The following is a 23,949-nucleotide window of genomic DNA, read 5'->3' as shown; positions in this document are numbered from 1 at the left end:
TAGCAAAAGGCAGCGGTTGGCCGATGCTCTCCCTCATGGAGGCCAGTAACACTGACACACCGCAGATATTGGAAGGACACAAGTGGCTAACAACACTCGTGCTCGCCGTACCGCACGCCTTTCGCGTGCACTCGGCATCGCTCTGACTCCCAAGGCCGCCAAGTACATGGAGCGCCGTCCGTACGGCCCCGGTGAGCATGGCCGTGCCCGCAAGAAGCAGGACTCTGACTACGCTGTACGTCTGCGCGAAAAGCAGCGTCTGCGCGCCCAGTACGGCATCCGCGAAGCCCAGATGACCCGTGCCTTCGAAGAAGCACGTCGCACCAAGGGCCTGACCGGTGAAAACCTGATCGAACTGCTCGAAATGCGTCTCGACGCCCTCGTGCTGCGTGCCGGCTTTGCCCGCACCATCGCCCAGGCCCGCCAGCTGGTTGTGCACCGCCACATCCTCGTTGACGGCATCCGCGTGGACCGCCCGTCGTTCCGCGTCGCCGAAGGCCAGCTCATCCACGTTCACAGCCGTAGCGAAGTCATGGCTCCGTTCCAGGTTGCAGCTGCCGGCGCACACGTTCTGAACGTCGTTCCGGCTTACCTGGACGTCAAGATCGACGCCCTGCAGGCACGCCTGGTTCGTCGCCCGAAGCGCTCCGAGGTCCCCGTGACCTGCGAAGAGCAGCTCGTGGTCGAATTCTACGCTCGCTAATTTCCAGCAAGCACATACAAAGAAGCCCGTGGCACGCGCCGCGGGCTTCTTTGTATGTAAGGTACTTGGGGAAGCCACGCCGAGGGTGCCTGTGTAGAACCACACCGCACACCGATGGCAACGCAACAAATGCTAGGAGATGAGTGTCCATGACTGGTGGCGATATTGCAGGCCTGATCGCAGCCGGAGTTTTCGCGCTCCTTGTGGTGCTGTTGGCTGTGCCGATCCTCAAACTCGGGCGGGTCTTCGATGAAGTCCGCACCTCCATCCGCTCCTTGAGCGACGGAGCAACGCCACTGATGGACGAAGTCACGGCGACGGTTTCCACCACAAACCAGCAGCTTAAAAAGGTGGATGGCATCACCTCCAACGTTTCCGACGCTTCCGCCAACATCTCCGCTTTGTCCTCACTGGTGGCCGCGACAGTCGGTTCGCCGCTCATCAAGGTGGCAGCGTTCAGCTATGGAGTGCGCTCGGCTTTTGCCGCCCGCCGCAAGCCGAGCAGTGGCCGCCGCAGCCGCTGAATCCGTTCGTAAGTCACGACCTTCGTATGTCAGGAAAACTGTGAAAAGAATTGTCTGGATGGGGATCGGCGTGGCAATCGGAGTCATCGCCTTCCGCAAGATCACCCAAGCGCAGGCCGCTATCGGCCCCGAAGGCCTGAACCGCGCCGTAGCGCGGCTGGCCGACGGCGTATACGACTTCGCCGACGCCGTGCGCGCCGGAATGAATGAACGCGAAGTCGACCTCAGGGCCGCGCTCGGCATCTCGGAGTACGACGCCGGCAGCCAGTAGCAGCCGCGGTACAACTTGCCGCGGTTCGCCCAAGCGGCCGTCAACAAGGCAGAATTAGAAGCTGCGGCAATGGCATATGCCAGAACCGCGCACAAACTCATGTGCAGTGAATTGAGAAGGGTAAGTAATCAGCTAATGAAGTCGCAGGAGATCACCAAACGCTGGGTGGACTTTTTTGTCAGCAAGGGCCATACCGCCGTCCCCTCAGCATCGCTCGTATCCAGCGACCCTTCCCTGCTCTTCACTGTGGCCGGCATGGTTCCGTTCATTCCTTACCTCACCGCCCGCGAGGAACCGCCCTTCGACCGCGCCACGAGCGTCCAGAAGTGCATCCGCACCGGCGACATCGAGGAAGTGGGCAAGACCGCCCGCCACGGGACGTTCTTCCAGATGTGCGGAAACTTCTCCTTCGGGGACTACTTCAAGGAAGACGCCATCAAGTTCGCTTTCGAGCTGCTGACCAAGAGCGTCGACGACGGCGGCTACGGACTGGACGTTGAGCGCCTTTGGGTGACCGTCTACGAAGAAGACGACGAAGCCCAGGACCTGTGGCTCAAGAACACCGGCATCCCGGCTTCGCGGATCCAGAGGATGGGGAAGGCGGACAACTACTGGTCCACCGGGCAGCCGGGTCCTGCCGGCCCGTGCTCGGAAATCTACTACGACCGCGGACCGGCCTATGGCGCCGAAGGCGGTCCCATCGCGGACGAAAACCGCTACGTCGAAATCTGGAACCTCGTGTTCATGCAGTACCAGATCGAGAACGTCCGCTCGAAGGTGGACTTCGACATCGCCGGCGAGCTGCCCAAGAAGAACATCGACACCGGCCTCGGCATGGAGCGCCTCGCGATGATCCTGCAGGGTGTCGAAAACATGTACGAAACGGACCAGGTCCGTCCCGTCATCGACAAGGCCGCAGCCCTATCCGGCAAGGAGTACACCTCCGCGGAGTCCCCACAAGACCCGCACCACACGGACGACGTCCGGATGCGCGTCGTTGCCGACCACATCCGCTCTGCCCTGATGCTGATCTCCGACGGCGTGTCCCCGTCGAACGAAGGCCGCGGCTACGTCCTGCGTCGGCTCATCCGCCGTGCCGTCCGCGCCATGCGCCTCCTCGGAGTCGAAGAAGCTTGCCTCCCGCAATTGCTGCCGGCTTCCCGCGACGCCATGAAGGGCGTCTACCCCGTCGTTGAAACCGACTTCGACCGCATCAGCCGCATCGCCTATGCCGAAGAACGAGCCTTCCTGCGCACCATCGCTTCCGGCACGGCGCGCCTGGAAGAAGCCGTGGTGCTCTCCAAGGCCGCGGGCAAGCCGCTGTCCGGCGAAGATGCCTTCGCCCTGCACGACACTTACGGTTTCCCAATCGACCTCACCCTTGAAATGGCCGAGGAAGCCGGCTTGAAGGTCGACGAAGCCGAGTTCCGCAGCCTCATGCTCGAACAGCGTCAGCGCGCCCAGGCGGATGCCAAGTCCAAGAAGGGCGGACACGCCGATGTCTCAGCCTTCCAGGAACTCCTGGCCGAGGGCGAGACCGTCTTCACGGGCTACACCGAGCTGGAGGGCGCAGCCCGTGTCCGCGGCATCGTCAGCTCCGGCCGGCGTGTTGCCCACGCATCCACGGGCGACGAAATCGAGCTCGTGCTCAACGAGACGCCCTTTTACGCCGAGGCCGGCGGCCAGTCGGCCGACAAGGGCCTCATCACCGGTGACGGCTTCGTCGTCGAGGTCCTCGACGTCCAGCGCCCCGTGAAGGGCCTGAGTGTCCACAAGGCGATCGTCCGCGAAGGCGAGATCGCCGCGGACGCCTTGGTGCGCGCCGCCGTCGACCGCGAACGCCGCCACGCCGCAGAGCAGGCCCACACAGGCACGCACATCGTGCACGCCGCCCTGCACCAGATCCTCGGCCCGGAAGCCACCCAGCGTGGTTCCTTCAACAAGGCCGGCTACCTGCGCTTCGACTTCGCCTGGGGAGAAGGCCTGAGTGCCGCCACGAAGTCCGAGATCGAAGAGGTCTCGAACATCGCCATCCGCAACAACTTCCGGGTGGACACCAAGGTCATGGGCCTCGCTGAGGCGAAGGCCCTCGGCGCCATGGCCCTCTTCGGCGAGAACTACGGCAGCGAAGTCCGCGTTGTGGAGATCGACGGCGCGTGGTCCCGCGAACTCTGTGGTGGCACGCATGTGGCCAACACTTCCCTCATCGGGAGCCTGTCGCTCCTCGGCGAACAGTCCGTCGGTTCGGGAAACCGCCGCGTGGAAGCCTTCGTCGGCCTCGACGCCTTCCGACACCTCGCCGCCGAGCGCGCCTTGGTCACCGAGCTCACGGAAATGCTCAAAGTCCCGTCGGGCCAGTTGGCAGACCGGATCTCCAGTACCTTGGCCAAGCTCAAGGCAACGGAGAAGGAACTCGACCGCCTCCGCAAGGAGCAGCTGACGGCAGCCGCGGCTAGCCTCGTTGCCACGGCCCGGGATGCCGCAGGCGTCCGGGTAGTGGCGCACGACGCCGGCCAGGTCGGGGGAGCGGACGACCTCCGCAGCCTCGCTATGGACCTGAGGAACCGGCTCGGCTCCGACGCTTCCACTGTTGCCGTGGCCGGCGTCAGCAACGACCGTCCCGTCATCATCGTGGCCACCAACGAGGCCGCACGTGTTGCAGGCGTCAAGGCAGGCGCGCTCGTCCGCGTGGCTGCGGGAATCCTCGGCGGCGGCGGCGGCGGCAAGGACGACGTCGCGCAAGGCGGCGGAACCGACGCCGCGAAGATCGCACCGGCCCTTGCGGCCGTTGTGGACGCGATCGCCAAGCGCTGATTTTGGAGGCCATTGCGAGCAACGACGACTACCCCCGGGGCATCAAATTGGGGGTGGACGTCGGCACCGTCCGTGTGGGAGTTGCCATCTGCGATCCGGACGGGATCCTGGCTACGCCGTTCAAGACTGTGAGCCGGGATGCCAAGAAGAATTCCGATATCGGGGTCATTGTCCGGCAGGTCGCGGAGCTCGGCGTCGTCGAGATTTTCGTCGGGCTGCCCCGCACGATGAAGGGCGAGGAACACGCTTCTGCCGTCATGGCCACCGACTACGCGGAGTTGCTGGCAGCCCACTTGCAACGCCGCGGACTCAACGTTCCAGTCAACATGGTGGACGAGCGGCTCAGCACCGTGACGGCCCACCGCAATCTCCATGAAGCTGGCATGAGCAGCAAAGATCATCGTAAAGTGGTGGATCAGGTTGCCGCTGCCGGAATTCTGCAGCACGCGATCGACATGCAAAAAGCCAGAGGTGCGGATGTGGGCAGGCGCGTGCAGGCGCCGATGCCACCCCAACACATTGACGGTGCCAGTGCGCCGCTGCCGGCCTCCGGCATTGATCCACACTCTCCAACGAGGGGAAGACAATTGTGAGCCCGGTCAACAACGACCCCTCCAACGACGCGTCAGAAGGCCGTACCCGGCCCCTGACCCGTCGTGAAGTCCGTGCCAGGGAACGCTTCCTGGAGACGCAGAACCAGGAGGTCTTGCCACCGCCTGTGCCTGTCCACTTTGAACCTGTCCCGGTCCCTAAGCCGCAGCCGGCATATGTCCCGGATTACGCACCGGAGGCCCCGGAAGCGACCACGCACGCCGCTGACCTCCACGACGACGGTATCCACGGCGAAACGGTCCAGCCCGAAGAGGCTGTGCAGCAGCACGACGCTTCGCATGAAGACCTTCTGCACCACGAAGACTCGGGGCAGCACCCGGAGACGGTGCAGCACCCTGACTCAGTGCAACCAGATGTCGAGTACTACGACGTGGCGCACCCCCACGACCTCGTGCCTCCCGCCGTCGAGCACGACGCCCTGCACCCTGACGCCGTCGGCCACGATGCTTTGCACGATGACGCTGTTCACGGCTTCGACGTCGCACACGCTGACGAGTTCCACGAGCTGCAGGCCCATGACGAAGGTTATGCCCACCACGATCCCCAGTTCGACTACGAGGTCCATGATGAGCACGCCGCCCATGACCTCATGGCAGCTGCGACTCCCGCGCCGAAGGTGCCCTCGAAGAAGGTCCGCAGGCGCCGCCGTTTTGTGGCGCTCCTCATCACCCTCACGGTGTTCGTCGCGGCGGTTGCAATTGGGGCACAGTTCCTGAAGCCGTTGCTCGGGATGGACAAGGTCAGCGACTACCCCGGCCCTGGTACCGGCTCGGTCACTGTCACTGTGGCCCCCGGCTCCGGCCCCAAGCTGGTTGCCACCAACCTTCAGAGCCAGCACGTGATTGCCGACGCCGATTCCTTCGTGGCGGCCTTCACTGCCGCCGGCGGTGAACTCTCACCCGGTGATTTCACCTTCAAGACGGAAATGAAGAACTCCGATGCGGTGAATGTGCTCCTCGGCAAGGATTCGTCCAAGGTCATGTATTTCGCTTTGAGTGCGGGATTGCGCATCGGTGAATCCCTTGACGCGATCTCCAAGGGTTCGGGCATACCTTTGTCCGAATTGAAGGCGCTCAGCGACTCACCGGCCCAGTTCGGCGTCCCTGCCCCGGCAAAGAACCTCGAAGGCTTCCTGGCACCGGGGGAGTACCGTTTCCCCCTTGGCACCTCCGCCAAGGACATCCTCCAGAAGCTCGTCACGGCCACCACCGACGAGCTCAAGGCCCAGGGAGTCACCGATCCGACCAAGCAGTACCAGGCCATCACGGTGGCAAGCATCGTGCAGGCTGAAGGTGGCCAGGCCGACTACGGCAACGTGGCCGGCGCCATCTACAACAGGCTCAAGCCGGGCAACACCGAGACGAACGGGCTCATCCAATCCGATGCCACGGTGACCTACGGCCTGGGGACCAAGACCTTCCACCTGACCGATGCCCAGAAGGCTGACAAGGGCAACCCCTACAACACCTACGCCAACGTAGGCCTTCCGGTCGGCCCCATCGGTTCGCCCGGCAAGACGGCGATCGATGCCGCCGCGAAGCCGACAGCCAACAATTACCTCTATTGGGTAACAATCAACCTCGACACCAAGGAAACCAAGTTCTCCAGCACGCTGGCAGAACACCTCAAGTACGTTGACCAATACAACGCGTGGTGTGCGGCCAACGCCGGACGGTGCGTGTGAGTAGACGTGCTGCCGTCCTGGGGCACCCCATCAGCCATTCGAAGTCACCAGCGCTCCACCGCGCGGCCTACGCGAAGCTTGGGCTCGACATCGAATACTCGGCAATCGATGTAACCGTTGAACGGCTCCCGGCCTTCATGGCGGACCTTGAGGCTGGCGGCGATTGGTGCGGTTTGTCCGTCACCATGCCCCTCAAATCCGCCATGGTGGACGAAGTCGACGAAGTCCGCGGGGCTGGCGCCTACTTGGGTGTCATCAACACGGTTGCTTTTGAAGACGCCGGGCACGGCGTGCGGCGGGTCGGCCACAACACTGATGTGGCCGGCATCGTTGAAGCCGTGAGGAACGCAGGGGTGACGGAACAGCCGAATTCCGCGGTTCTTGGCGGCGGCGGAACATCCGCGGCGGCTATCGCGGCACTGCGGGAGCTCGGCTCGAAACACGTTGACGTCTTTGTGCGCGACGTCGGACGCGCCGCCGAGGCGAAAGCCGCGGCAGCCGCCGTCGGGCTTTCCATTCACCTCCGGCCGCTGGCTGAAGCCGCTGGAGGCATGGCGGGAGCCGATCTGGTGATCTCCACGCTTCCGCCGCGGGCGGCGGACGGCATCGCGGCGCAGCTCGAGCAGCTTCCCGACGGCGGCAAGCTTCCCGACGATGTCAAGCTTCCCGACGATGTCTGGGGTGTCCTGCTCGACGTCGCCTACGATCCTTGGCCCAGCCGCATTGCCGAAGCATGGCATTCGCGGGGCGGAATAGTGGTTCCGGGGCTCGAGATGTTGCTCTATCAAGCCGTGGAGCAAATCCGTTTGTTTTCCGGAGCCGACGTCACCGCCGATGTCATAGATGTGATGTGCGACTCAGTCGGGCTTCCCCGACGGGTCTAGTAAGGGCCTTACATGGCAGGATTGGATATATGTTGCGTTGGTTGACTGCCGGTGAATCCCATGGCCCGGCACTGCTCGGAATTGTTGAAGGCGTCCCCGCCGGTGTGGAACTCACCAGCGAGGAAATACGTGACGCCTTGGCGCGTCGCCGTCTCGGCTATGGCCGCGGCGCCCGGATGAAGTTCGAGCAGGACGAAGTGAGCATCCTTGGCGGCGTCAGGCACGGCGTGACGCAGGGCGGCCCCGTCGCGATCCAGATCGGCAACACCGAGTGGCCAAAATGGGAGCAGATCATGTCTGCCGACCCGGTGGACCCCGCGCTTCTCGCAGACCAGGCCCGCAACGCGCCATTGACCCGTCCGCGGCCCGGCCATGCAGATTTCACTGGCATGCAGAAATACGGATTCCCTGAGGCCCGCCCTGTACTGGAACGCGCCAGCGCCCGGGAAACCGCCACGCGTGTCGCCTTGGGTACGGTGGCTTCGCAATTCCTGAAACAGCTTGGCATCGAGCTCGTGAGCCACACGGTTTCCATCGCGAGCGTGACCGTTCCCGAGGGCCGTCCGCTGCCCTTGCCGTCCGACGTTCTGGCCCTCGATGCCGATCCGTTGCGTTGCTTCGATCGGGAGACCTCGGACGCCATGGTGGCCGAGGTTGACGCAGCACACAAGGAAGGCGAGACCCTCGGCGGCGTCGTCGAAGTTCTGGCCTACGGCCTGCCGCCGGGACTCGGTAGCTACGTGCACTGGGACCGTCGCCTCGATTCCCGCCTGGCTGCAGCCCTGATGGGTATCCAGGCGATCAAGGGCGTCGAAGTCGGAGATGGGTTCCTGACGGCCGCCCGCCGTGGCTCCGCCGCGCACGATGAAATCGTCAAGGACGAGACGGGCCGGATCGTCCGCAAGACCAACCGTGCAGGTGGCATCGAAGGTGGCATGAGCATTGGCGAAGTGCTGCGCGTCCGCGCCGCGATGAAGCCCATCGCCACCGTCCCTCGCGCATTGAAGACCATTGACGTGAGCACGGGTGAGGCCGCCAAGGCGCACCACCAGCGCTCCGACGTCTGTGCCGTTCCGGCGGCGGGTGTCGTGGCCGAAGCGATGGTTGCACTGGTGTTGGCCGAGGCCGTTGCCGAGAAGTTCGGCGGTGACTCGGTCGCCGAGACCGCGCGGAACCTTCGGGGTTACCTGGACAGCATCCCGGCAACCCTGGACTCGGTCGGCCACTAGTGGGCCGCGGTACCCCGGGCGCCGGTTACGGGCCCGCGATCGCTTTGGTCGGGCCGATGGCCGTCGGCAAGTCGGTCATTGGCCAGCAGCTCGCCCAGCAATTGGGCGTGCCGTTCGTGGACACGGACGCAGTCATCGTTGAGCACCACGGCACGATCGCGGATATTTTTGCCGGTCGGGGAGAACATGCTTTCCGGGAGATCGAGGCCAGGACGGTGGCACGCGCCGTTGAAGCGGCGGACATCAACGGCGCGGTGGTTTCGCTGGGTGGTGGCGCAGTGCTCGATTCCGGCACGCAGCAGCTGCTGGGTGGCTGCACCGTGATCTACCTCGAGTGCGATGCGGAGACAGTCGCTGATCGCATTGCCCGCAACACGGGCAGGCCGCTGCTGGCCGGCGACGCCATGGCCCGCTGGGAGACCCTTTTTGCCGCCCGGCGTCCTGTCTATGAACGCCTTGCAGACATCACCGTCGACGTCCGGTCCGGGACCGTGGCGGAAATCGCCCTCCACGTCGAGGAAAGACTGCGTGAATACGCGGCCTTGAAAGAGGAAGTGCAAAAGTGAGTAACGAAGCAACTGTCATCAAGGTCACTGGCCAGTCCGCCAACGAGAACTACGACGTCGTCGTCGGGCGCGGCCTCCTGGAGACCCTTCCCGCGAAGCTGGGGGAACGCGTCAGGCGGGTCCTCGTGGTCCACCCGCGTGCCCTGCGACTCACGGGCGATACGGTCCGTGCTGAACTCGAGGCTGCCGGATTCACCGCACTCACCGCAGAGATCCCTGACGCCGAAGAAGGAAAGCACATCCAGGTTGCCGCCTTCTGCTGGCAAGTGCTTGGCCAGAACGACTTCACCCGCTCCGACGCCATCGTGGCGGTCGGCGGCGGCGCGGTCACCGACCTCGCCGGCTTCGTCGCTGCCACCTGGCTTCGCGGCGTCAAGGTCATCCACATGCCCACGAGCCTGCTCGGCATGGTGGACGCGTCGGTGGGCGGAAAGACCGGCATCAATACCGCCGAAGGCAAGAACCTGGTGGGTTCCTTCCACCCGCCCGCGGCCGTCCTCGCGGACCTGGACACCCTCCAGACGCTGCCCAAGAATGAGCTGATCTCCGGCATGGCAGAGGTCATCAAGTGCGGCTTCATTGCCGATCCCGCCATCCTGGAACTCGTCGAAAACAAGCCGGAGGAAGTCACCGATCCAGGTTCGGCGGTGCTCCGCGAGCTCATTGAACGTGCCATTGCCGTCAAAGCGAAGGTGGTTTCCGAGGACCTCAAGGAATCCGGCCTGCGTGAAATCCTCAACTACGGGCACACGCTCGGCCATGCGATCGAACTCGTGGAACGCTACTCGTGGCGGCACGGCGCAGCGGTTTCGGTCGGCATGATGTTTGCCGCGGAGCTCGCCCGCAGCGTCGGGCGGCTTTCCGACGTCGACGCCGACAGGCACCGCACCATCCTTGAGGGACTCGGGTTGCCGGTCACCTACCGCCGGGACCGCTGGCAGGGCCTCCTCGACGGCATGCGCCGCGACAAGAAGTCCCGCGGAGACCTCTTGCGTTTCGTGGTGCTCGACGGCGTCGCCAAGCCCGGAATCCTCGACGTGCCGGACACTTCGCTGCTCTTCGCTGCCTACCAGGAGATCGCATCATGACTACCGAGACCTTCAGCAGCATCAGTGATTGGCCCACGGGCGGATTCCCCGGGGTGCGCACCAACCCCGACACGCTCCTGCCGGCCATCGTCAACGAGGAAGCCATGCAGTCGGCGCTGGCTGAGTCCAACGATCCCGCCGATCGCATCATGGCGCTCATGCTCGAAGGCCACCCAGCAGAAGCTGCCGAGTTGCTGGCAGAGGCGCGCTACAACGATCCCGAGTCGTTCAAATTGCGGATCTTCGAAGCCGAACTCCACCGTGCCACCAACCGCTTTGACCGGGCCGTGGAGCTCTTCCGCCGGCTACTGGGCGAAGTCCACGGAACCGCCAAGGAGCCGGTCGTCCACCAGTATTTGGGCCGGGCCTATTTTGTGGCCGGCAACCACGTCGCCGCGGCGGAGTCGTTCACCAAGGCCTTGGACCTGCGAGTCGCCTTGGCAGCCGACGCTTCGCTGATCTATTCCTCTGCTGTGGCCCTGCAACGCGCCCGGAACGTCCTCGAGTTCGCCTCCTGAGGAACGCGCGGGCAGGCGCGCCGCATTTTGCCGGTAGAATGGACTTTGGATTTTTGATAAATACGCGCTGGCTGCCGTCACGGCATGCCTGCTTGGCATAGTCGGCTGGAAGCTAAACCAATAGCTAAAGCGGTAGCTAGCACCAGTGAGAGAAACCAGAGGATACTAGTGGCAACCACAAATGACATCAAGAACGGAACCGTGCTGAAGCTCGAGGGCCAGCTCTGGAACATCATTGAGTTCCAGCACGTCAAGCCGGGCAAGGGCGGCGCGTTCGTGCGCACGAAGATGCGCAACGTCATGTCGGGCAAGGTGGTCGACAAGACCTTCAACGCCGGCCTCAAGATCGAAACTGCCACGGTTGACCGCCGCGACTACCAGTACCTGTACCAGGACGGCGCGGACTTCGTTTTCATGGACACCCAGGACTTCGACCAGATCACGGTTTCCGGTGCCACGGTAGGCGACGCCACCAACTTCATGCTGGAAAACCAGATGGTCAACATCGCCATCCACGAAGGCACCCCGCTCTACATCGAGCTGCCCCCGAGCGTTGTCCTCGAAATCACCTACACCGAGCCGGGCCTGCAGGGCGACCGCTCCTCCGCTGGAACCAAGCCGGCTACCCTTGAGACCGGTTACGAGATCCAGGTGCCGCTGTTCGTTGAGAACAACACCAAGGTCAAGGTAGACACTCGCGACGGCAGCTACCTGGGTCGGGTCAACGACTAGTGAGCGCCCGTGGTAAGGCCCGTAGCAGGGCCCTCGAGATACTGTTCGAGGCGGAGCAGCGTTCCGCCTCCGCGTTCGAGGTCTTGAAGGCCCGCCGGGAAATGACCGACCTCGTCATCAACCCGTACACGATGGACATCGTGGAGGGCGTGGTTGCCATGCAGCCCACCATCGACGAGTTCCTCCAGACCTACGCCCAGGGCTGGACCCTGGAGCGGATGCCGGCGGTCGACCGTATCATCCTCCGGATCGGCGCCTGGGAACTCCTCTACAACGACGACGTCCCGGACGGCGTGGCCGTCAGCGAAGCGGTGGCACTGGCAAAGGTCATGTCCACCGACGAATCTCCCGCGTTCATCAACGGTCTCCTTGGACGGTTGCAGACGCTGAAGCCTTCCCTGCTCGCTTAGGCGGCACGGGAAGCATGCGAAGGGCCGGTGCCACAGGAAACTGTGGGTACCGGCCCTTCGCATTACCAGGGTGTGAGCTAAAACGCATCGCCTTGCTCCCGAGCGCGCCAGCCGGGCGTCGCCCCTGTGGTAATTTTGAAGAGCAAATGTTCCTTTTTTAATTCCGTCCGGTGAGGCGGGGAAAGGGGAGACGAGCGATGACTGAAGTCACTGCGCCGGTGCCGTCCCGGGTTGTTCTCAACCAAGCGGACATCGACCGCGCACTCACTCGTATCGCCCACGAGATCCTCGAAGCCAACAAGGGTTCCCAGGATCTGGTTCTTTTGGGCATCCCACGGCGCGGTTATCCGCTGGCCGTGCGGCTGGCGGAAAAAATCGCCGCCGCTGATCCATCGGTCAATGCCTCGGCAATTGTCGGTCAGCTGGACGTCACCATGTTCCGTGACGATCTTTCCCACCAGCCCGCCAGGCCTCCCTACCCCACCAAACTGCCGTTGTCCGGCATCGACAACAAGGTTGTAGTCCTCATCGATGACGTCCTGTACTCGGGACGCACCATCCGGGCAGCCCTTGATGCGATCATCGACCTCGGCAGGCCACGCATCGTCCGCCTGGCCGTCCTCGTGGACCGCGGGCACCGCGAACTCCCGATCCGCGCGGACCACGTCGGGAAGAACCTGCCTACGTCCTCCTCGGAAAAGGTCCGGGTCCACCTTGAAGAATTCGATTCCGTGGACGGTCAGCCGATCAATGAAGTAGTGATCGAGGCAGGCGCATGAAACACCTCCTCTCCACCGAAAACCTCAGCGCCACGAACGCCATCCGTATCCTGGACACAGCCGAAGAGATGGCGGCGGTAGGGGACCGGGAGGTCAAGAAGCTGCCCGCACTCCGCGGCCGCACCGTGGTCAACCTCTTCTTCGAAGACTCCACCCGCACCCGCATTTCCTTCGAGGCAGCAGCGAAGCGGCTCTCCGCCGACGTCATCAACTTCGCCGCCAAGGGTTCCTCGGTTTCGAAAGGCGAATCCCTCAAGGACACCGCGCAGACCCTCGCAGCCATGGGGGCCGATGCCGTAGTCATCCGCCACTGGGCTTCAGGGGCGCCGCACCGCCTGGCCGCCACCGACTGGATCGACGCGGCCGTCATCAACGCCGGGGACGGCACCCACGAACACCCCACACAGGCTCTCCTCGACGCGTTCACGATGCGCCGCCACTGGTCCAAGCTGCACGGCTCGGCGTCCACGGGCGCAGACCTCACGGGCATGCGCGTCGCTATCGCCGGCGACGTCCTGCACTCCCGCGTCGCCCGCTCCAACGTGTGGCTCCTGCGCACCCTTGGCGCGGAAGTGACGCTCGTGGCCCCGCCCACTTTGCTGCCGATCGGCGTCGAACAGTGGCCTTGCAAGGTCAGCTACAACCTCGACGAGACCCTCGAGGCCGGAGTCGACGCCATGATGATGCTGCGCGTCCAAGGTGAGCGCATGAACGCTTCCTTCTTCCCCTCCACCCGCGAGTATTCCCGGCGCTGGGGCTTCGACGATGCCCGCCTCCGCGCCCTCGACGAACTCGGGCTCAAGGACACGATCATCATGCACCCCGGGCCCATGAACCGCGGACTTGAAATTTCTTCCGCGGCTGCCGATTCACCGCGATCCACCGTCCTGGCCCAGGTCCGGAACGGCGTGTCGGTCCGGATGGCTGCCCTGTACCTGCTGCTCTCGGGGGACTCCCGTGAAGCCGCCCCCATGCCGGGCACCGCCCGTTCCGATAAGGAGAGCAACTGATGACCGAGACCGCAACAGGCACCTATTTGATCCGCGGCGCGGCCATCCTGGGTGGCGAGGCCGAGGACCTGCTGATCCGCGACGGAATCATCGCTGAGCGCGGCATCGGCCTTTCCGCCGAAGGCGCCACCGTGATCGAGGCCGCCGGCCTCGTGGCACTTCCCGGCATGGTCGACATCCACACCCACTTGCGTGAACCGGGCCGCGAGGACGCGGAAACCGTTGAAACGGGTACCCGCGCCGCAGCCCTTGGCGGTTACACCGCGGTCCACGCCATGGCCAACAGCAACCCGGTGGCGGACACCGCCGGCGTCGTCGAGCAGGTCCACAGCCTGGGCCGTGCCGCCGGTTGGGTGGATGTCCGTCCCGTGGGTGCGGTCACGGTCGGACTCGCGGGCGAGCAGCTCGCCGAACTCGGCGCCATGGCGGACTCCCGCGCCCAGGTCCGGGTCTTCTCCGACGATGGGATCTGCGTCCACGATCCCGTGCTGATGCGCCGGGCCCTTGAGTACGTCAAAGCGTTCGACGGCGTCGTTGCCCAGCACGCGCAGGAACCCCGCCTCACCGCGGGTGCCCAGATGAACGAAGGCGCCGTCTCCGCGGTTCTCGGCCTCGCCGGGTGGCCTGCGGTTGCCGAAGAGAGCATCATCGCCCGGGACGTCCTCCTGGCCCAGCACGTTGGCTCCCGCCTGCACGTCTGCCACGTATCCACCGCCGGATCGGTGGAAATCGTTCGCTGGGCCAAGGAACGGGGGATCAACGTCACCGCCGAGGTCACCCCGCACCACTTGTTGCTCACCGACGAACTGGTCCGCAGCTACGACCCCGTCTACAAAGTCAACCCGCCCCTGCGCACCGACGCCGATGTCCAGGCGCTCCGTGCCGGACTCGCCGACGGCACAATCGACGTCGTTGGCACGGACCATGCCCCGCATCCGAGCGAGCACAAGGAATGCGAGTGGGCCCAGGCGGCCATGGGCATGACCGGACTGGAAACTGCCTTGTCGGTAGTCCAGGAAACCATGATCGAAACCGGGCTCATGACGTGGGCCGACTTCGCCCGCGTCACGTCCACCGTTCCCGCTGCCATCGGCCGCGTGGCGGATCAGGGACGGCCGCTCGAAGCCGGTGAGCCCGCGAACGTCATCCTCGTGGACCCGGCTGCCCGGTGGACGGTGGATCCGCATAAGATGGCGACCATGGGCCGGAACTCACCCTTTGCGGGCAAAGAGCTGCCCGGCGCTGTCGTCGCCACCTTCTTCAAGGGCCATCCGACCGTACTGGACGGCAAGCTCAACACGCCGTACCGCTACGCCGCGGAGCCCGCGGGCGCCGGCAGCAACTGATGGACAACAAACTTGCTTCCTTGCTCCTCGTTGTGGTTCTTGCGGCGGTCGCGGCCGGACTCATTGCGATAGGTTGGCGCGGCAGGCTCAGACGCCAGGCGGGCCTCGCGCAGCTTCCGGAAGTGCCCGAAAGGCTCAGCCCGGCCGGCATTGTGGCTGAAGGCCAGTACGTGGCCACGACGACGGCGGGAGACTGGCTTGACCGGGTCGCCGTCCATGGACTTGGGTTCCGCGGGAACGCGGAAATGAGCGTCCACCGGGAAGGCGTCCTCTTCGACCGGAAGGGGACAGTACCACTGTTCGTTCCGGCGGACGCCGTGACCGATTGCGGCAGCGCCGACGGCATGGCAGGCAAGTTCGTAGAGAAGGACGGACTCGTAGTCTTGAGCTGGATGCTCGGAGAACACGACCTCGACACCGGATTCAGGACAAGGCACGCCGCCGACAAGCAACCGCTCCTCGAAGCACTTCAAGAATTGATCTCTGCAGCCCCCCAGGCAGATGCCGATAGTGGAAAGTAACAAAGTGACGGATAGCAATGCAGTAGCAGGCACAGTGACAGGCAATACCAACCCAGCAGAGTCCTCCGCGGCGGTGCTGGTCCTCGAAGACGGCCGCACGTTCCGCGGCCGGAGCTACGGCGCCACAGGCGTGGCGCTGGGCGAGGCGGTCTTCGCCACCGGCATGACCGGCTACCAGGAAACCATCACGGACCCCTCGTATGCCCGGCAGCTGGTGGTCCAGACGGCTCCGCACATCGGTAACACCGGCGTGAACAAGGAAGACGCCGAGTCCCGCCGCATCTGGGTTGCCGGCTACGTGGTCCGCGACGCTGCGCGACGCCCCTCGAACTGGCGCTCGGAGCGCAGCCTCGACGCAGAGCTCGTGGAACAGGGCATCGTCGGCATCCAGGCCGTGGACACCCGCGCCATCACCCGGCACCTGCGCGAGCACAAGACCATGCGTGCAGGAATCTTCTCCGGCGAGGCAGCCAAGGCCACCGACAAGGAGCTCCTGGACACTGTCCTCGCCAGCGCGCCCATGGAAGGCGCCCGCTTGGCCGAAGAAGTGAGCATCGACGAAGCCTACGTCGTCGAACCCGCCGACCATGGCTGGGACGGCGAGCCGAAATTCAGCATCGCCGCGATCGACCTAGGCATCAAGGCCATGACCCCGGTCCGCTTCGCCGAACGCGGCGTACGCGTCCACGTCCTGCCGGCCACCGCAACGCTGGATGACGTCAAGGCAGTCAACCCTGACGGTTTCTTCATGTCCAACGGCCCGGGCGACCCCGCCACCGCAGACGCGCAGGTGAAGCTGCTCCGCGCTGTTCTCGATGAGAGGATGCCGTACTTCGGAATCTGCTTCGGCAACCAGATCCTGGGCCGGGCGCTCGGATTCGGTACCTACAAGCTCAAGTACGGCCACCGCGGCATCAACCAGCCGGTGATGGACCGCCGTACGGGCAAAGTCGAGATCACCTCGCAGAACCACGGATTCGCCGTCGACGCTCCCATGGACGGCGCCACCATGGCTCCGGAAGAGCGCTTTGGCCGCGTGGAGGTCAGCCACGTGAGCCTCAACGACGACGTCGTCGAAGGACTCGCGTGCCTCGACATCCCGGCCTTCTCGGTCCAGTACCACCCCGAAGCCGCGGCCGGACCTCACGACGCCGCCTACCTCTTCGACCGCTTCATCGATCTGATGGAGAGCACGAAGAACAGCCAGGACGCCGCACAGGCCGCCGACACTCAGACATCGAACTCCGCGAAGAACGAGGACACCAAGTAATGCCAAAGCGTACAGATCTCAAGAGCGTCCTCGTCATCGGTTCCGGCCCGATCGTCATCGGCCAGGCGGCCGAGTTCGACTACTCCGGAACCCAGGCCTTGCGCGTGCTCAAAGAGGAGGGCTTGCGCGTCATCCTCGTGAACTCCAACCCGGCCACCATCATGACCGACCCCGAGTTCGCCGATGCCACCTACGTTGAGCCCATCACGCCCGAGGTGGTCGAAAAGATCATCGCCAAGGAGCGCCCGGATGCCATCCTGCCCACCCTCGGTGGACAGACGGCCCTCAACACGGCCATCGCCCTGGACAAGAACGGCGTGCTCGAGAAGTACAACGTCGAACTGATCGGTGCCAACATTGCCGCGATCGAACTCGGCGAGGACCGCGAAAAGTTCAAGGGCGTCGTGGAACGCTGCGGCGCCGAGTCGGCCCGCAGCCACATCATCCACACCATGGATGAAGCACTGACCGCAGCGGAAGACCTCGGCTACCCGATGGTTGTCCGTCCGTCCTTCACCATGGGCGGCCTGGGCTCCGGCCTGGCGTACAACGAGGACGACCTGCGCCGCATCGTGGGCCAGGGCCTGCAGTACAGCCCCACCTCCGAGGTCCTGCTGGAAGAGAGCATCCTCGGCTGGAAAGAGTACGAGCTGGAGATGATGCGCGACAAGAACGACAACGTCGTTGTTGTCTGCTCCATCGAGAACTTCGATCCGGTGGGTGTCCACACGGGCGACTCCATCACCGTTGCGCCGGCCCTGACCCTGACTGACCGCGAGTACCAGCGGCTGCGCGATATCTCCATCGCCGTCATCCGCGAAGTCGGCGTCGACACCGGTGGCTGCAACATCCAGTTCGCCATCGAACCGCACACGGGACGCGTCGTCGTCATCGAAATGAACCCGCGTGTTTCGCGTTCCTCTGCGCTGGCCTCCAAGGCCACCGGCTTCGCGATCGCGAAGATCGCCACCAAGCTCTCCCTGGGCTACACCCTGGACGAGATCCCCAACGACATCACGCAGCAAACGCCGGCTTCGTTCGAGCCGACACTCGACTACGTCGTCGTCAAGGTTCCCCGCTTCGCGTTCGAGAAGTTCCCCGCAGCGGACAACACGCTGACCACCACCATGAAGTCCGTGGGTGAAGCCATGGCCATGGGCCGCAACTTCACGGAGGCCTTGCAGAAGGCCCTTCGCTCCCTCGAGCAGAAGGGCTCGCAACTGGACTTCAGCCATGTGCCCGAATGGGAAGTTCCGGAGCTCATCGAGAAGTCCAAGCGCCCGACGACGGACCGCCTCCACCAGGTCCAGCGCGCCCTGCTCGGCGGCGCTTCGCTCGAGGACCTCTACGCCGCCACCAAGATCGATCCGTGGTTCCTGGACCAGTTGCAGCTGCTCAACGAGATGTCCCACGAGATCCGCAAGGCCGGCGCCCTGACGGAAGACATGCTCCGCAACGCCAAGCGCCACGGCTTCTCGGATGAGCAGATCGGCTCGTTGACCCACAACCCGGAAGCCGTTGTCCGCGGCGTGCGGCAGGCCCTGGGCATCCGTCCGGTCTACAAGACGGTGGACACCTGTGCCGCCGAATTCGCCGCGTACACCCCCTACCACTACTCGTCCTATGACGAAGAGGACGAGGTCGGCCTGCACTCCAAGCCGTCCGTCATCATTTTGGGTTCGGGACCCAACCGCATCGGCCAGGGCATCGAGTTCGACTACTCCTGCGTCCACGCCTCCATGGCGTTGCGCAAGGCCGGCTACGAAACCGTCATGGTCAACTGCAACCCGGAAACCGTCTCCACGGACTACGACGTCTCCACGCGCCTCTACTTCGAGCCGTTGACACTCGAGGACGTCCTCGAAGTCATCGCGGCGGAGGAACGCACGGGCGGCGTCATGGGCGTGTTCGTGCAGCTCGGCGGCCAGACCCCGCTCAAGCTCGCACAGCAGCTGGCAGACGCCGGTGTGCCGATCCTGGGTACGTCCCCGGAAGCGATCGACCTCGCCGAACACCGCGGCATGTTCTCCCGCGTGCTCGACCAGGCTGGACTGATCGCCCCGAAGAACGGCACCGCCGTGTCCTTCGAGGACGCCAAGAAGATCGCCGACGAAATCGGCTACCCGGTCCTTGTCCGTCCGTCCTACGTGCTTGGCGGCCGCGGCATGGAAATCGTCTACGACGAAGCCAACCTCTCGCGCTACATCGCCAACGCCACGGAAATCACCCCGGACCACCCGGTGCTGATCGACCGCTTCCTCGAGGACGCCGTGGAAATCGACGTCGACGCGCTCTTCGACGGAACGGACATGTACCTCGGCGGCATCATGGAGCACATCGAGGAAGCCGGCATCCACTCCGGTGACTCCGCTTGCGTCCTGCCGCCGATCACGCTCGGCAGCAACGTGATCGAACGCGTCCGCACGGCCACCCGGGCCATCGCTGAAGGCGTAGGCGTCCGGGGCCTGATCAACATCCAGTTCGCCCTGGCGTCCGACGTGCTCTACGTGCTGGAGGCCAACCCGCGCGCGTCCCGCACGGTTCCGTTCGTCTCCAAGGCAACGGGCGTGCAGATGGCCAAGGCCGCGGCCCTCATCGGTACGGGCGTCACCATCAACCAGCTCCGCAGCGCCTACAAGATGCTGCCGGAAACGGGCGACGGTTCAACCCTGCCGCTCGACGCTCCCGTCGCGGTGAAGGAAGCCGTGCTGCCGTTCAGCCGCTTCCGGACACCCGAAGGCAAGGTAGTGGACTCGTTGCTCGGCCCTGAGATGCGCTCCACCGGCGAAGTCATGGGCATCGACAAGCACTTCGACACCGCTTTCGCCAAGAGCCAGGCCGCGGCCAATAACGCCCTGCCCACCGAAGGCAAGATCTTCGTTTCTGTCGCCAACCGCGACAAGCGTTCGGTGATCATGGGCGTCAAGCGCCTGTCCGATCTCGGTTTCGAGATCGTCTCCACAGGCGGTACCGCGGATGTCCTGCGCCGCAACGGCATCCAGGCCACCCCGGTCCGCAAGGTGGCCGAAGGCAGCAGCGCCGAAGGCGAAGGAACCATCGCGGACCTCATCATCGCCGGCGAGATCGACATGGTCTTCAACACGCCTTCCGGCGGCGAAGCCCGCAGCGACGGCTACGAACTCCGTGCGGCCGCTACGTCCATAGGCATTCCCTGCATCACCACGGTTGCGGAGTTCAACGCCGCCGTGCAGGCCATCGAGGCGTTGCGCACTTACGAGTGGTCGGTGACGAGCCTGCAGGAGCACGCCGCTGCGCTGTCAGCTTCCCAGGCCGCGGCAGCCGAGGCCGTCAATGCCTGAGTCTGCCGCAGCCGGGGAGCAGCCTGTTCTTAGCTCTGGTCCCCGACAGCCTTTCGGTTCCCGGCTGGCTGCCGCGATGGCCGCCCGTGGCCCCTTGTGCGTCGGCATTGACCCGCACGCGGGGCTCTTGGCGGACTGGGGGTTGAACGACGACGTCGCCGGCCTGGAGCGCTTTTCGCTCACTGTCGTGGAGGCCGTGGCGAGGCTCGCTGCCGCGGTCAAGCCGCAGGTGGCGCTCTATGAGCGTCACGGCTCAGCAGGCATGGCGGTCTTGGAACGGACCCTTGCGGCCGCATCCGATGCCGGAGTGTTGAGTATCGCCGACGCCAAACGCGGAGACATCGGCTCCACGATGGCTGCCTACGCCGACGCCTGGCTACGGGATGGCTCCGCCTTGGCCGCAGACTCGGTCACGCTGAGCCCGTACCTTGGCTTCGAGTCGCTGCGACCCGCTCTCGACCTCGCGGCCGAGTCCGGACGGGGTGTTTTTGTGCTCGCCCTGACCTCCAACCCGGAGGGCAAGTCCGTGCAGCATGTCGGGGGTTCGGAATCGGTGGCCCGGCGGATCGCCGAGGCCGCGGCCGAGGAGAACCGCCGTTATTCCGTCACTCCCGGTTCGGGGGGCAGCGGGCCTGCGGGTCTGGGCTCGGTCGGTCTCGTGGTGGGTGCCACGATCGGCGGGGCACTCGTGGAACTCGGGCTGGACCTCGACGCCGTTCACGGGCCCATCCTGGCGCCCGGGCTGGGCGCGCAAGGAGCGACGCCGGCTGATCTGCGTGCCACTTTCGGCACGGCGTACCCGGCGGTCCTGGCGACCTCGAGCCGCGGAATCCTCGCGGCCGGTCCAACAATTGCCGGACTGCGTTCCGCCACCGAGTCCACCCGCGATGGCTTGCTGGAAGCCTGAGCCTGATCTTCGTGGGTCCAATGCATTGCGCTCCGCACTGACCACGCGATAGCTTCGGGATCAGTCCAATCCGCTACGCACTCGATGCCGGCCAAAGGGGGATGTGTCAGTGACCTTAAAGGCTCTGTCGCCAGAGGAACGTTCCGATGCCTTGGAGAAAGCCGCGAGAGCCCGGGCACGACGGGCTCTCGCGAAGGAACAGCTCAGGACGGGCGAACTCAGCTTTGCCCGGCTGATTAAGTCGGCACAGACTGACGAGGCCATCGCCCGCATGCGTGTTTCCGAGCTTATCGAGGCCGTTCCGGGCATCGGCCCGGTCCGGGCGGCGACCATCATGGCGGAGATCGGGATCGCCGCTTCACGCAGGCTCAGGGGCTTGGGAATTCACCAGTCCCGGTCGCTGATAGATTTTATGGAAGACAAATACGGCGTTTAAACGAATGCAGCGTTTAACAAATGCAGCGTTTAACATATGCGGCGTCTAAGAAGATATGCAGCATATATAGGATCTCCACGAAGGACGATGTGAGCAAGAATCCGGGACTGACCGTCCTCGCAGGCCCCACTGCCGTTGGCAAGGGAACAGTATCCACGTATATCCGGGACAATTACCCCGAGGTCTGGCTGTCAGTTTCAGCCACCACACGCGCCCCGCGGCCGGGGGAGAAGGACGGCGTCCACTACTACTTCAAGTCCGCCGAAGAATTCGACGCACTCGTCGAGGACGGCCAGTTGCTTGAGTGGGCCGTGGTCCATGGAAAGAACCGCTACGGCACGCTGCGCAGCACCGTGGACGCCGCCATCGCCGAAGGCAGGTCCGTGCTGCTGGAGATCGATTTGCAGGGGGCCCGCCAAGTCAAGGCGGCAGTTCCGGACGCCAACTTCGTGTTCCTTGCTCCGCCCAGCTGGGACGAAATGGTCCGCCGTCTGGTGGGACGCGGCACCGAAACCCCGGAGGAACAGCAGCAACGGCTGGAAACCGCTAAACTGGAACTTGCCGCTGAACCGGAGTTTGACCACACCGTCATCAATGACGACGTACGCCGGGCAGCGGACGAGCTTGTTTCACTCATGGGGCTTACCCCGCACCAGCGCTAAGCGCTAGCACCTGTCAGCCCGTTAGAATTTGGAGAATTCGTGTCCACGAACCTTGAAGGCATCATCAACCCGCCGATCGACGAGCTGCTTGCTGCTGCCGATTCAAAGTACGGCCTGGTGATTTTCGGCGCCAAGCGCGCGCGCCAGATCAACGCGTACTACGCCCAGCTGCACGAGGGCCTCTTCGAGTACGTTGGCCCGCTGGTCGACACGAAGCTGAACGAGAAGTCGCTCTCCATCGCCCTGCGCGAGATCAACGAAGGCCTGCTGGTTTCCACTCCCATCGAGCCCGCAGAGTAAACAGACTGCCTGTTGACGGAGGTCACGTGCGCATAGTCCTCGGAGTCGGGGGAGGGATCGCAGCCTACAAGGTTGCATCGCTCCTCCGGCTTTTTACTGAAGCCGGACACAACGTCACGGTCATTCCCACGGAAGCAGCCACTCGGTTTGTCGGCGTGGCTACGTGGGAGGCCCTCTCGGGCAATCCGGTGAGCAACAGCGTCTTTGACGATGTCGAGAAGGTCAACCACGTCCGTCTCGGGCATGAGGCGGACCTCATCGTGGTCGCCCCGGCAACTGCGGACCTGCTGGCCAAGGCAGCAACCGGCCAAGCGGGGGATTTGCTGACCAATACACTCCTCATGGCCCACGGTCCGGTGCTTTTCGCTCCCGCAATGCACACCGAAATGTGGCACAACAAAGCCACCCAGGCGAATGTGGAGACACTGCGCAGCCGGGGCATCACCGTCCTGGAACCCGCAGTGGGCCGGTTGACCGGCGCGGACTCCGGGCCAGGCCGGCTGCCCGAGCCGGAAGCGATCTTCGCGGCCGCCATGGCTTTGGTCGGCACATCCTCGCCTTCAACCCTGCTTGCTGGCCCGAAACCCCTGGCCGGGCGCACCATCACGATTTCCGCCGGCGGCACCAGGGAAGCCCTGGATCCGGTCCGTTTCCTGGGGAACAGGTCTTCCGGCAAACAGGGTGTTGCACTGGCCGCCGCGGCCCTTGACGCAGGCGCCCATGTCAGGTTCCTCGCAGCCCACATGGAGGTCAAGGCACCCGCGGGCGTCGAACTGATCCAGGTTGAATCCGCTTTGGAGCTCCGTGATGCCGCGCTGGAAGCCGCTGCCGGCTCCGACGTCGTGATCATGGCCGCGGCCGTCGCGGATTTCCGCCCTGCCGAAGTTTCGGACACGAAAATCAAGAAGGTCAACGGCAACGATGCCCCCGTGGTGCGCCTCGTGCAGAACCCGGACATCCTGCATGAGCTGGTGGTGCGCCGCGACGCTGAGGCATCCACGCAGTTGATCATCGGGTTTGCAGCCGAAACCGGAGACGAGGACGGCAACGTCCTGGAGCACGCCACCGCCAAGCTCAAACGCAAAGGCTGCGACCTTTTGGTGGTCAACCAGGTCGGCGTCGGGCGCGTGTTCGGCCAGGACCAGAATTCTGTGATCATTCTCTCCGGCCATGGCGCGGCGCCGCAATCGGCGGCAGGTTCCAAATCCGACGTCGCCGCCGCTGTTATTGACCGCATCAGCACGGAACTGAGCCGCGTGCACCCGGCAACGTAAGCGCCGCGTGACGCTCATTGCTTAGCTGGTCCATCCTTAGCATAGGGACATACGGCGGAACCCGGCCGCCCCCAACCGAGTAAGGTAGT

Annotated in this window: 24 protein-coding genes; all 24 read left to right on the top strand. The window is 64.4% G+C overall.

Translation table 11 applies throughout. The annotated features are described in order from the left end of the window. Window positions 1-82 precede the first annotated feature (82 nt). The 24 genes from rpsD (at window position 83) to coaBC (ending at window position 23,860) form a co-directional block, all read left to right on the top strand. The gene (gene rpsD, locus ACSKT0_RS12430) at window positions 83-703 is read left to right on the top strand and encodes a 30S ribosomal protein S4 (protein WP_028267147.1); all 621 of its coding nucleotides are present in this window, start codon (window positions 83-85) and stop codon (window positions 701-703) included. A 149-nt stretch (window positions 704-852) separates the two neighbouring features. Beyond that, on the top strand, window positions 853-1,227 hold the full coding sequence (locus ACSKT0_RS12425) for a DUF948 domain-containing protein (protein WP_236810709.1): 375 nt from the start codon (window positions 853-855) through the stop codon (window positions 1,225-1,227). 58 nt (window positions 1,228-1,285) lie between these two features. Continuing rightward, window positions 1,286-1,498 carry a hypothetical protein gene (locus tag ACSKT0_RS12420; RefSeq protein ID WP_437774021.1) on the top strand — a complete coding sequence of 71 codons (213 nt, stop codon included), beginning with the start codon at window positions 1,286-1,288 and terminating at the stop codon, window positions 1,496-1,498. A gap of 135 nt (window positions 1,499-1,633) precedes the next feature. Then, window positions 1,634-4,312: an alanine--tRNA ligase gene (gene alaS, locus ACSKT0_RS12415; protein ID WP_437770090.1), complete on the top strand. Its 2,679-nt coding sequence runs from the start codon at window positions 1,634-1,636 to the stop codon at window positions 4,310-4,312. Between the two features lie 2 nt (window positions 4,313-4,314). Then, complete coding sequence (gene ruvX, locus ACSKT0_RS12410; protein WP_437770089.1) at window positions 4,315-4,905, top strand: Holliday junction resolvase RuvX; 591 nt, start codon at window positions 4,315-4,317, stop codon at window positions 4,903-4,905. Then, a complete protein-coding gene (mltG, locus tag ACSKT0_RS12405; RefSeq protein WP_437770088.1) occupies window positions 4,902-6,608 on the top strand; it encodes an endolytic transglycosylase MltG in 1,707 nt (568 codons plus the stop codon). Before ruvX ends, mltG begins: the two co-directional genes overlap by 4 nt. Next, on the top strand, window positions 6,605-7,492 hold the full coding sequence (locus ACSKT0_RS12400) for a shikimate dehydrogenase (RefSeq protein WP_437770087.1): 888 nt from the start codon (window positions 6,605-6,607) through the stop codon (window positions 7,490-7,492). Before mltG ends, ACSKT0_RS12400 begins: the two co-directional genes overlap by 4 nt. A 29-nt stretch (window positions 7,493-7,521) precedes the next feature. After that, window positions 7,522-8,721, top strand: a complete 1,200-nt coding sequence (gene aroC, locus ACSKT0_RS12395; protein WP_345450624.1) for a chorismate synthase — start codon at window positions 7,522-7,524, stop codon at window positions 8,719-8,721. Between the two features lie 56 nt (window positions 8,722-8,777). Then, a complete protein-coding gene (locus ACSKT0_RS12390; protein ID WP_437774020.1) occupies window positions 8,778-9,287 on the top strand; it encodes a shikimate kinase in 510 nt (169 codons plus the stop codon). Further along, window positions 9,284-10,375: a 3-dehydroquinate synthase gene (gene aroB, locus ACSKT0_RS12385; protein WP_437770086.1), complete on the top strand. Its 1,092-nt coding sequence runs from the start codon at window positions 9,284-9,286 to the stop codon at window positions 10,373-10,375. Before ACSKT0_RS12390 ends, aroB begins: the two co-directional genes overlap by 4 nt. Beyond that, window positions 10,372-10,893, top strand: a complete 522-nt coding sequence (locus tag ACSKT0_RS12380; RefSeq protein WP_437770085.1) for a tetratricopeptide repeat protein — start codon at window positions 10,372-10,374, stop codon at window positions 10,891-10,893. Before aroB ends, ACSKT0_RS12380 begins: the two co-directional genes overlap by 4 nt. Window positions 10,894-11,061: 168 nt before the next feature. Continuing rightward, the gene (efp, locus tag ACSKT0_RS12375) at window positions 11,062-11,625 is read left to right on the top strand and encodes an elongation factor P (RefSeq protein ID WP_028267136.1); all 564 of its coding nucleotides are present in this window, start codon (window positions 11,062-11,064) and stop codon (window positions 11,623-11,625) included. Beyond that, window positions 11,625-12,035: a transcription antitermination factor NusB gene (gene nusB / locus ACSKT0_RS12370; protein WP_236810722.1), complete on the top strand. Its 411-nt coding sequence runs from the start codon at window positions 11,625-11,627 to the stop codon at window positions 12,033-12,035. The genes efp and nusB overlap by 1 nt, the downstream gene beginning before the upstream one ends. Before the next feature lie 197 nt (window positions 12,036-12,232). Further along, a complete protein-coding gene (gene pyrR / locus ACSKT0_RS12365; RefSeq protein ID WP_437770084.1) occupies window positions 12,233-12,814 on the top strand; it encodes a bifunctional pyr operon transcriptional regulator/uracil phosphoribosyltransferase PyrR in 582 nt (193 codons plus the stop codon). Beyond that, window positions 12,811-13,824, top strand: a complete 1,014-nt coding sequence (locus tag ACSKT0_RS12360) for an aspartate carbamoyltransferase catalytic subunit (protein ID WP_437770083.1) — start codon at window positions 12,811-12,813, stop codon at window positions 13,822-13,824. Before pyrR ends, ACSKT0_RS12360 begins: the two co-directional genes overlap by 4 nt. After that, a complete protein-coding gene (locus tag ACSKT0_RS12355; RefSeq protein ID WP_437770082.1) occupies window positions 13,824-15,170 on the top strand; it encodes a dihydroorotase in 1,347 nt (448 codons plus the stop codon). The genes ACSKT0_RS12360 and ACSKT0_RS12355 overlap by 1 nt, the downstream gene beginning before the upstream one ends. Beyond that, a complete protein-coding gene (locus ACSKT0_RS12350) occupies window positions 15,170-15,691 on the top strand; it encodes a PH-like domain-containing protein (protein WP_437770081.1) in 522 nt (173 codons plus the stop codon). Before ACSKT0_RS12355 ends, ACSKT0_RS12350 begins: the two co-directional genes overlap by 1 nt. Then, window positions 15,672-16,961 carry a glutamine-hydrolyzing carbamoyl-phosphate synthase small subunit gene (gene carA / locus ACSKT0_RS12345; protein WP_437770080.1) on the top strand — a complete coding sequence of 430 codons (1,290 nt, stop codon included), beginning with the start codon at window positions 15,672-15,674 and terminating at the stop codon, window positions 16,959-16,961. The genes ACSKT0_RS12350 and carA overlap by 20 nt, the downstream gene beginning before the upstream one ends. Then, complete coding sequence (gene carB / locus ACSKT0_RS12340; RefSeq protein ID WP_437770079.1) at window positions 16,961-20,281, top strand: carbamoyl-phosphate synthase large subunit; 3,321 nt, start codon at window positions 16,961-16,963, stop codon at window positions 20,279-20,281. The genes carA and carB overlap by 1 nt, the downstream gene beginning before the upstream one ends. Then, on the top strand, window positions 20,274-21,188 hold the full coding sequence (gene pyrF / locus ACSKT0_RS12335; protein ID WP_437770078.1) for an orotidine-5'-phosphate decarboxylase: 915 nt from the start codon (window positions 20,274-20,276) through the stop codon (window positions 21,186-21,188). The genes carB and pyrF overlap by 8 nt, the downstream gene beginning before the upstream one ends. A 109-nt stretch (window positions 21,189-21,297) precedes the next feature. Next, window positions 21,298-21,624, top strand: a complete 327-nt coding sequence (gene mihF, locus ACSKT0_RS12330; protein ID WP_437770077.1) for an integration host factor, actinobacterial type — start codon at window positions 21,298-21,300, stop codon at window positions 21,622-21,624. A gap of 89 nt (window positions 21,625-21,713) precedes the next feature. Further along, a complete protein-coding gene (gene gmk, locus ACSKT0_RS12325) occupies window positions 21,714-22,286 on the top strand; it encodes a guanylate kinase (protein ID WP_345450601.1) in 573 nt (190 codons plus the stop codon). 39 nt (window positions 22,287-22,325) lie between these two features. Next, window positions 22,326-22,586 carry a DNA-directed RNA polymerase subunit omega gene (gene rpoZ, locus ACSKT0_RS12320; protein WP_028267125.1) on the top strand — a complete coding sequence of 87 codons (261 nt, stop codon included), beginning with the start codon at window positions 22,326-22,328 and terminating at the stop codon, window positions 22,584-22,586. A 26-nt stretch (window positions 22,587-22,612) separates the two neighbouring features. Continuing rightward, on the top strand, window positions 22,613-23,860 hold the full coding sequence (gene coaBC, locus ACSKT0_RS12315) for a bifunctional phosphopantothenoylcysteine decarboxylase/phosphopantothenate--cysteine ligase CoaBC (protein WP_437770076.1): 1,248 nt from the start codon (window positions 22,613-22,615) through the stop codon (window positions 23,858-23,860). Window positions 23,861-23,949: the final 89 nt, after the last annotated feature.

The organism is Arthrobacter sp. KNU40 (genome assembly GCF_051515115.1).
In the GTDB taxonomy this organism is placed as follows: Bacteria; Actinomycetota; Actinomycetes; order Actinomycetales; family Micrococcaceae; genus Arthrobacter.
This window is presented reverse-complemented; position numbering and strand designations above follow the sequence as displayed.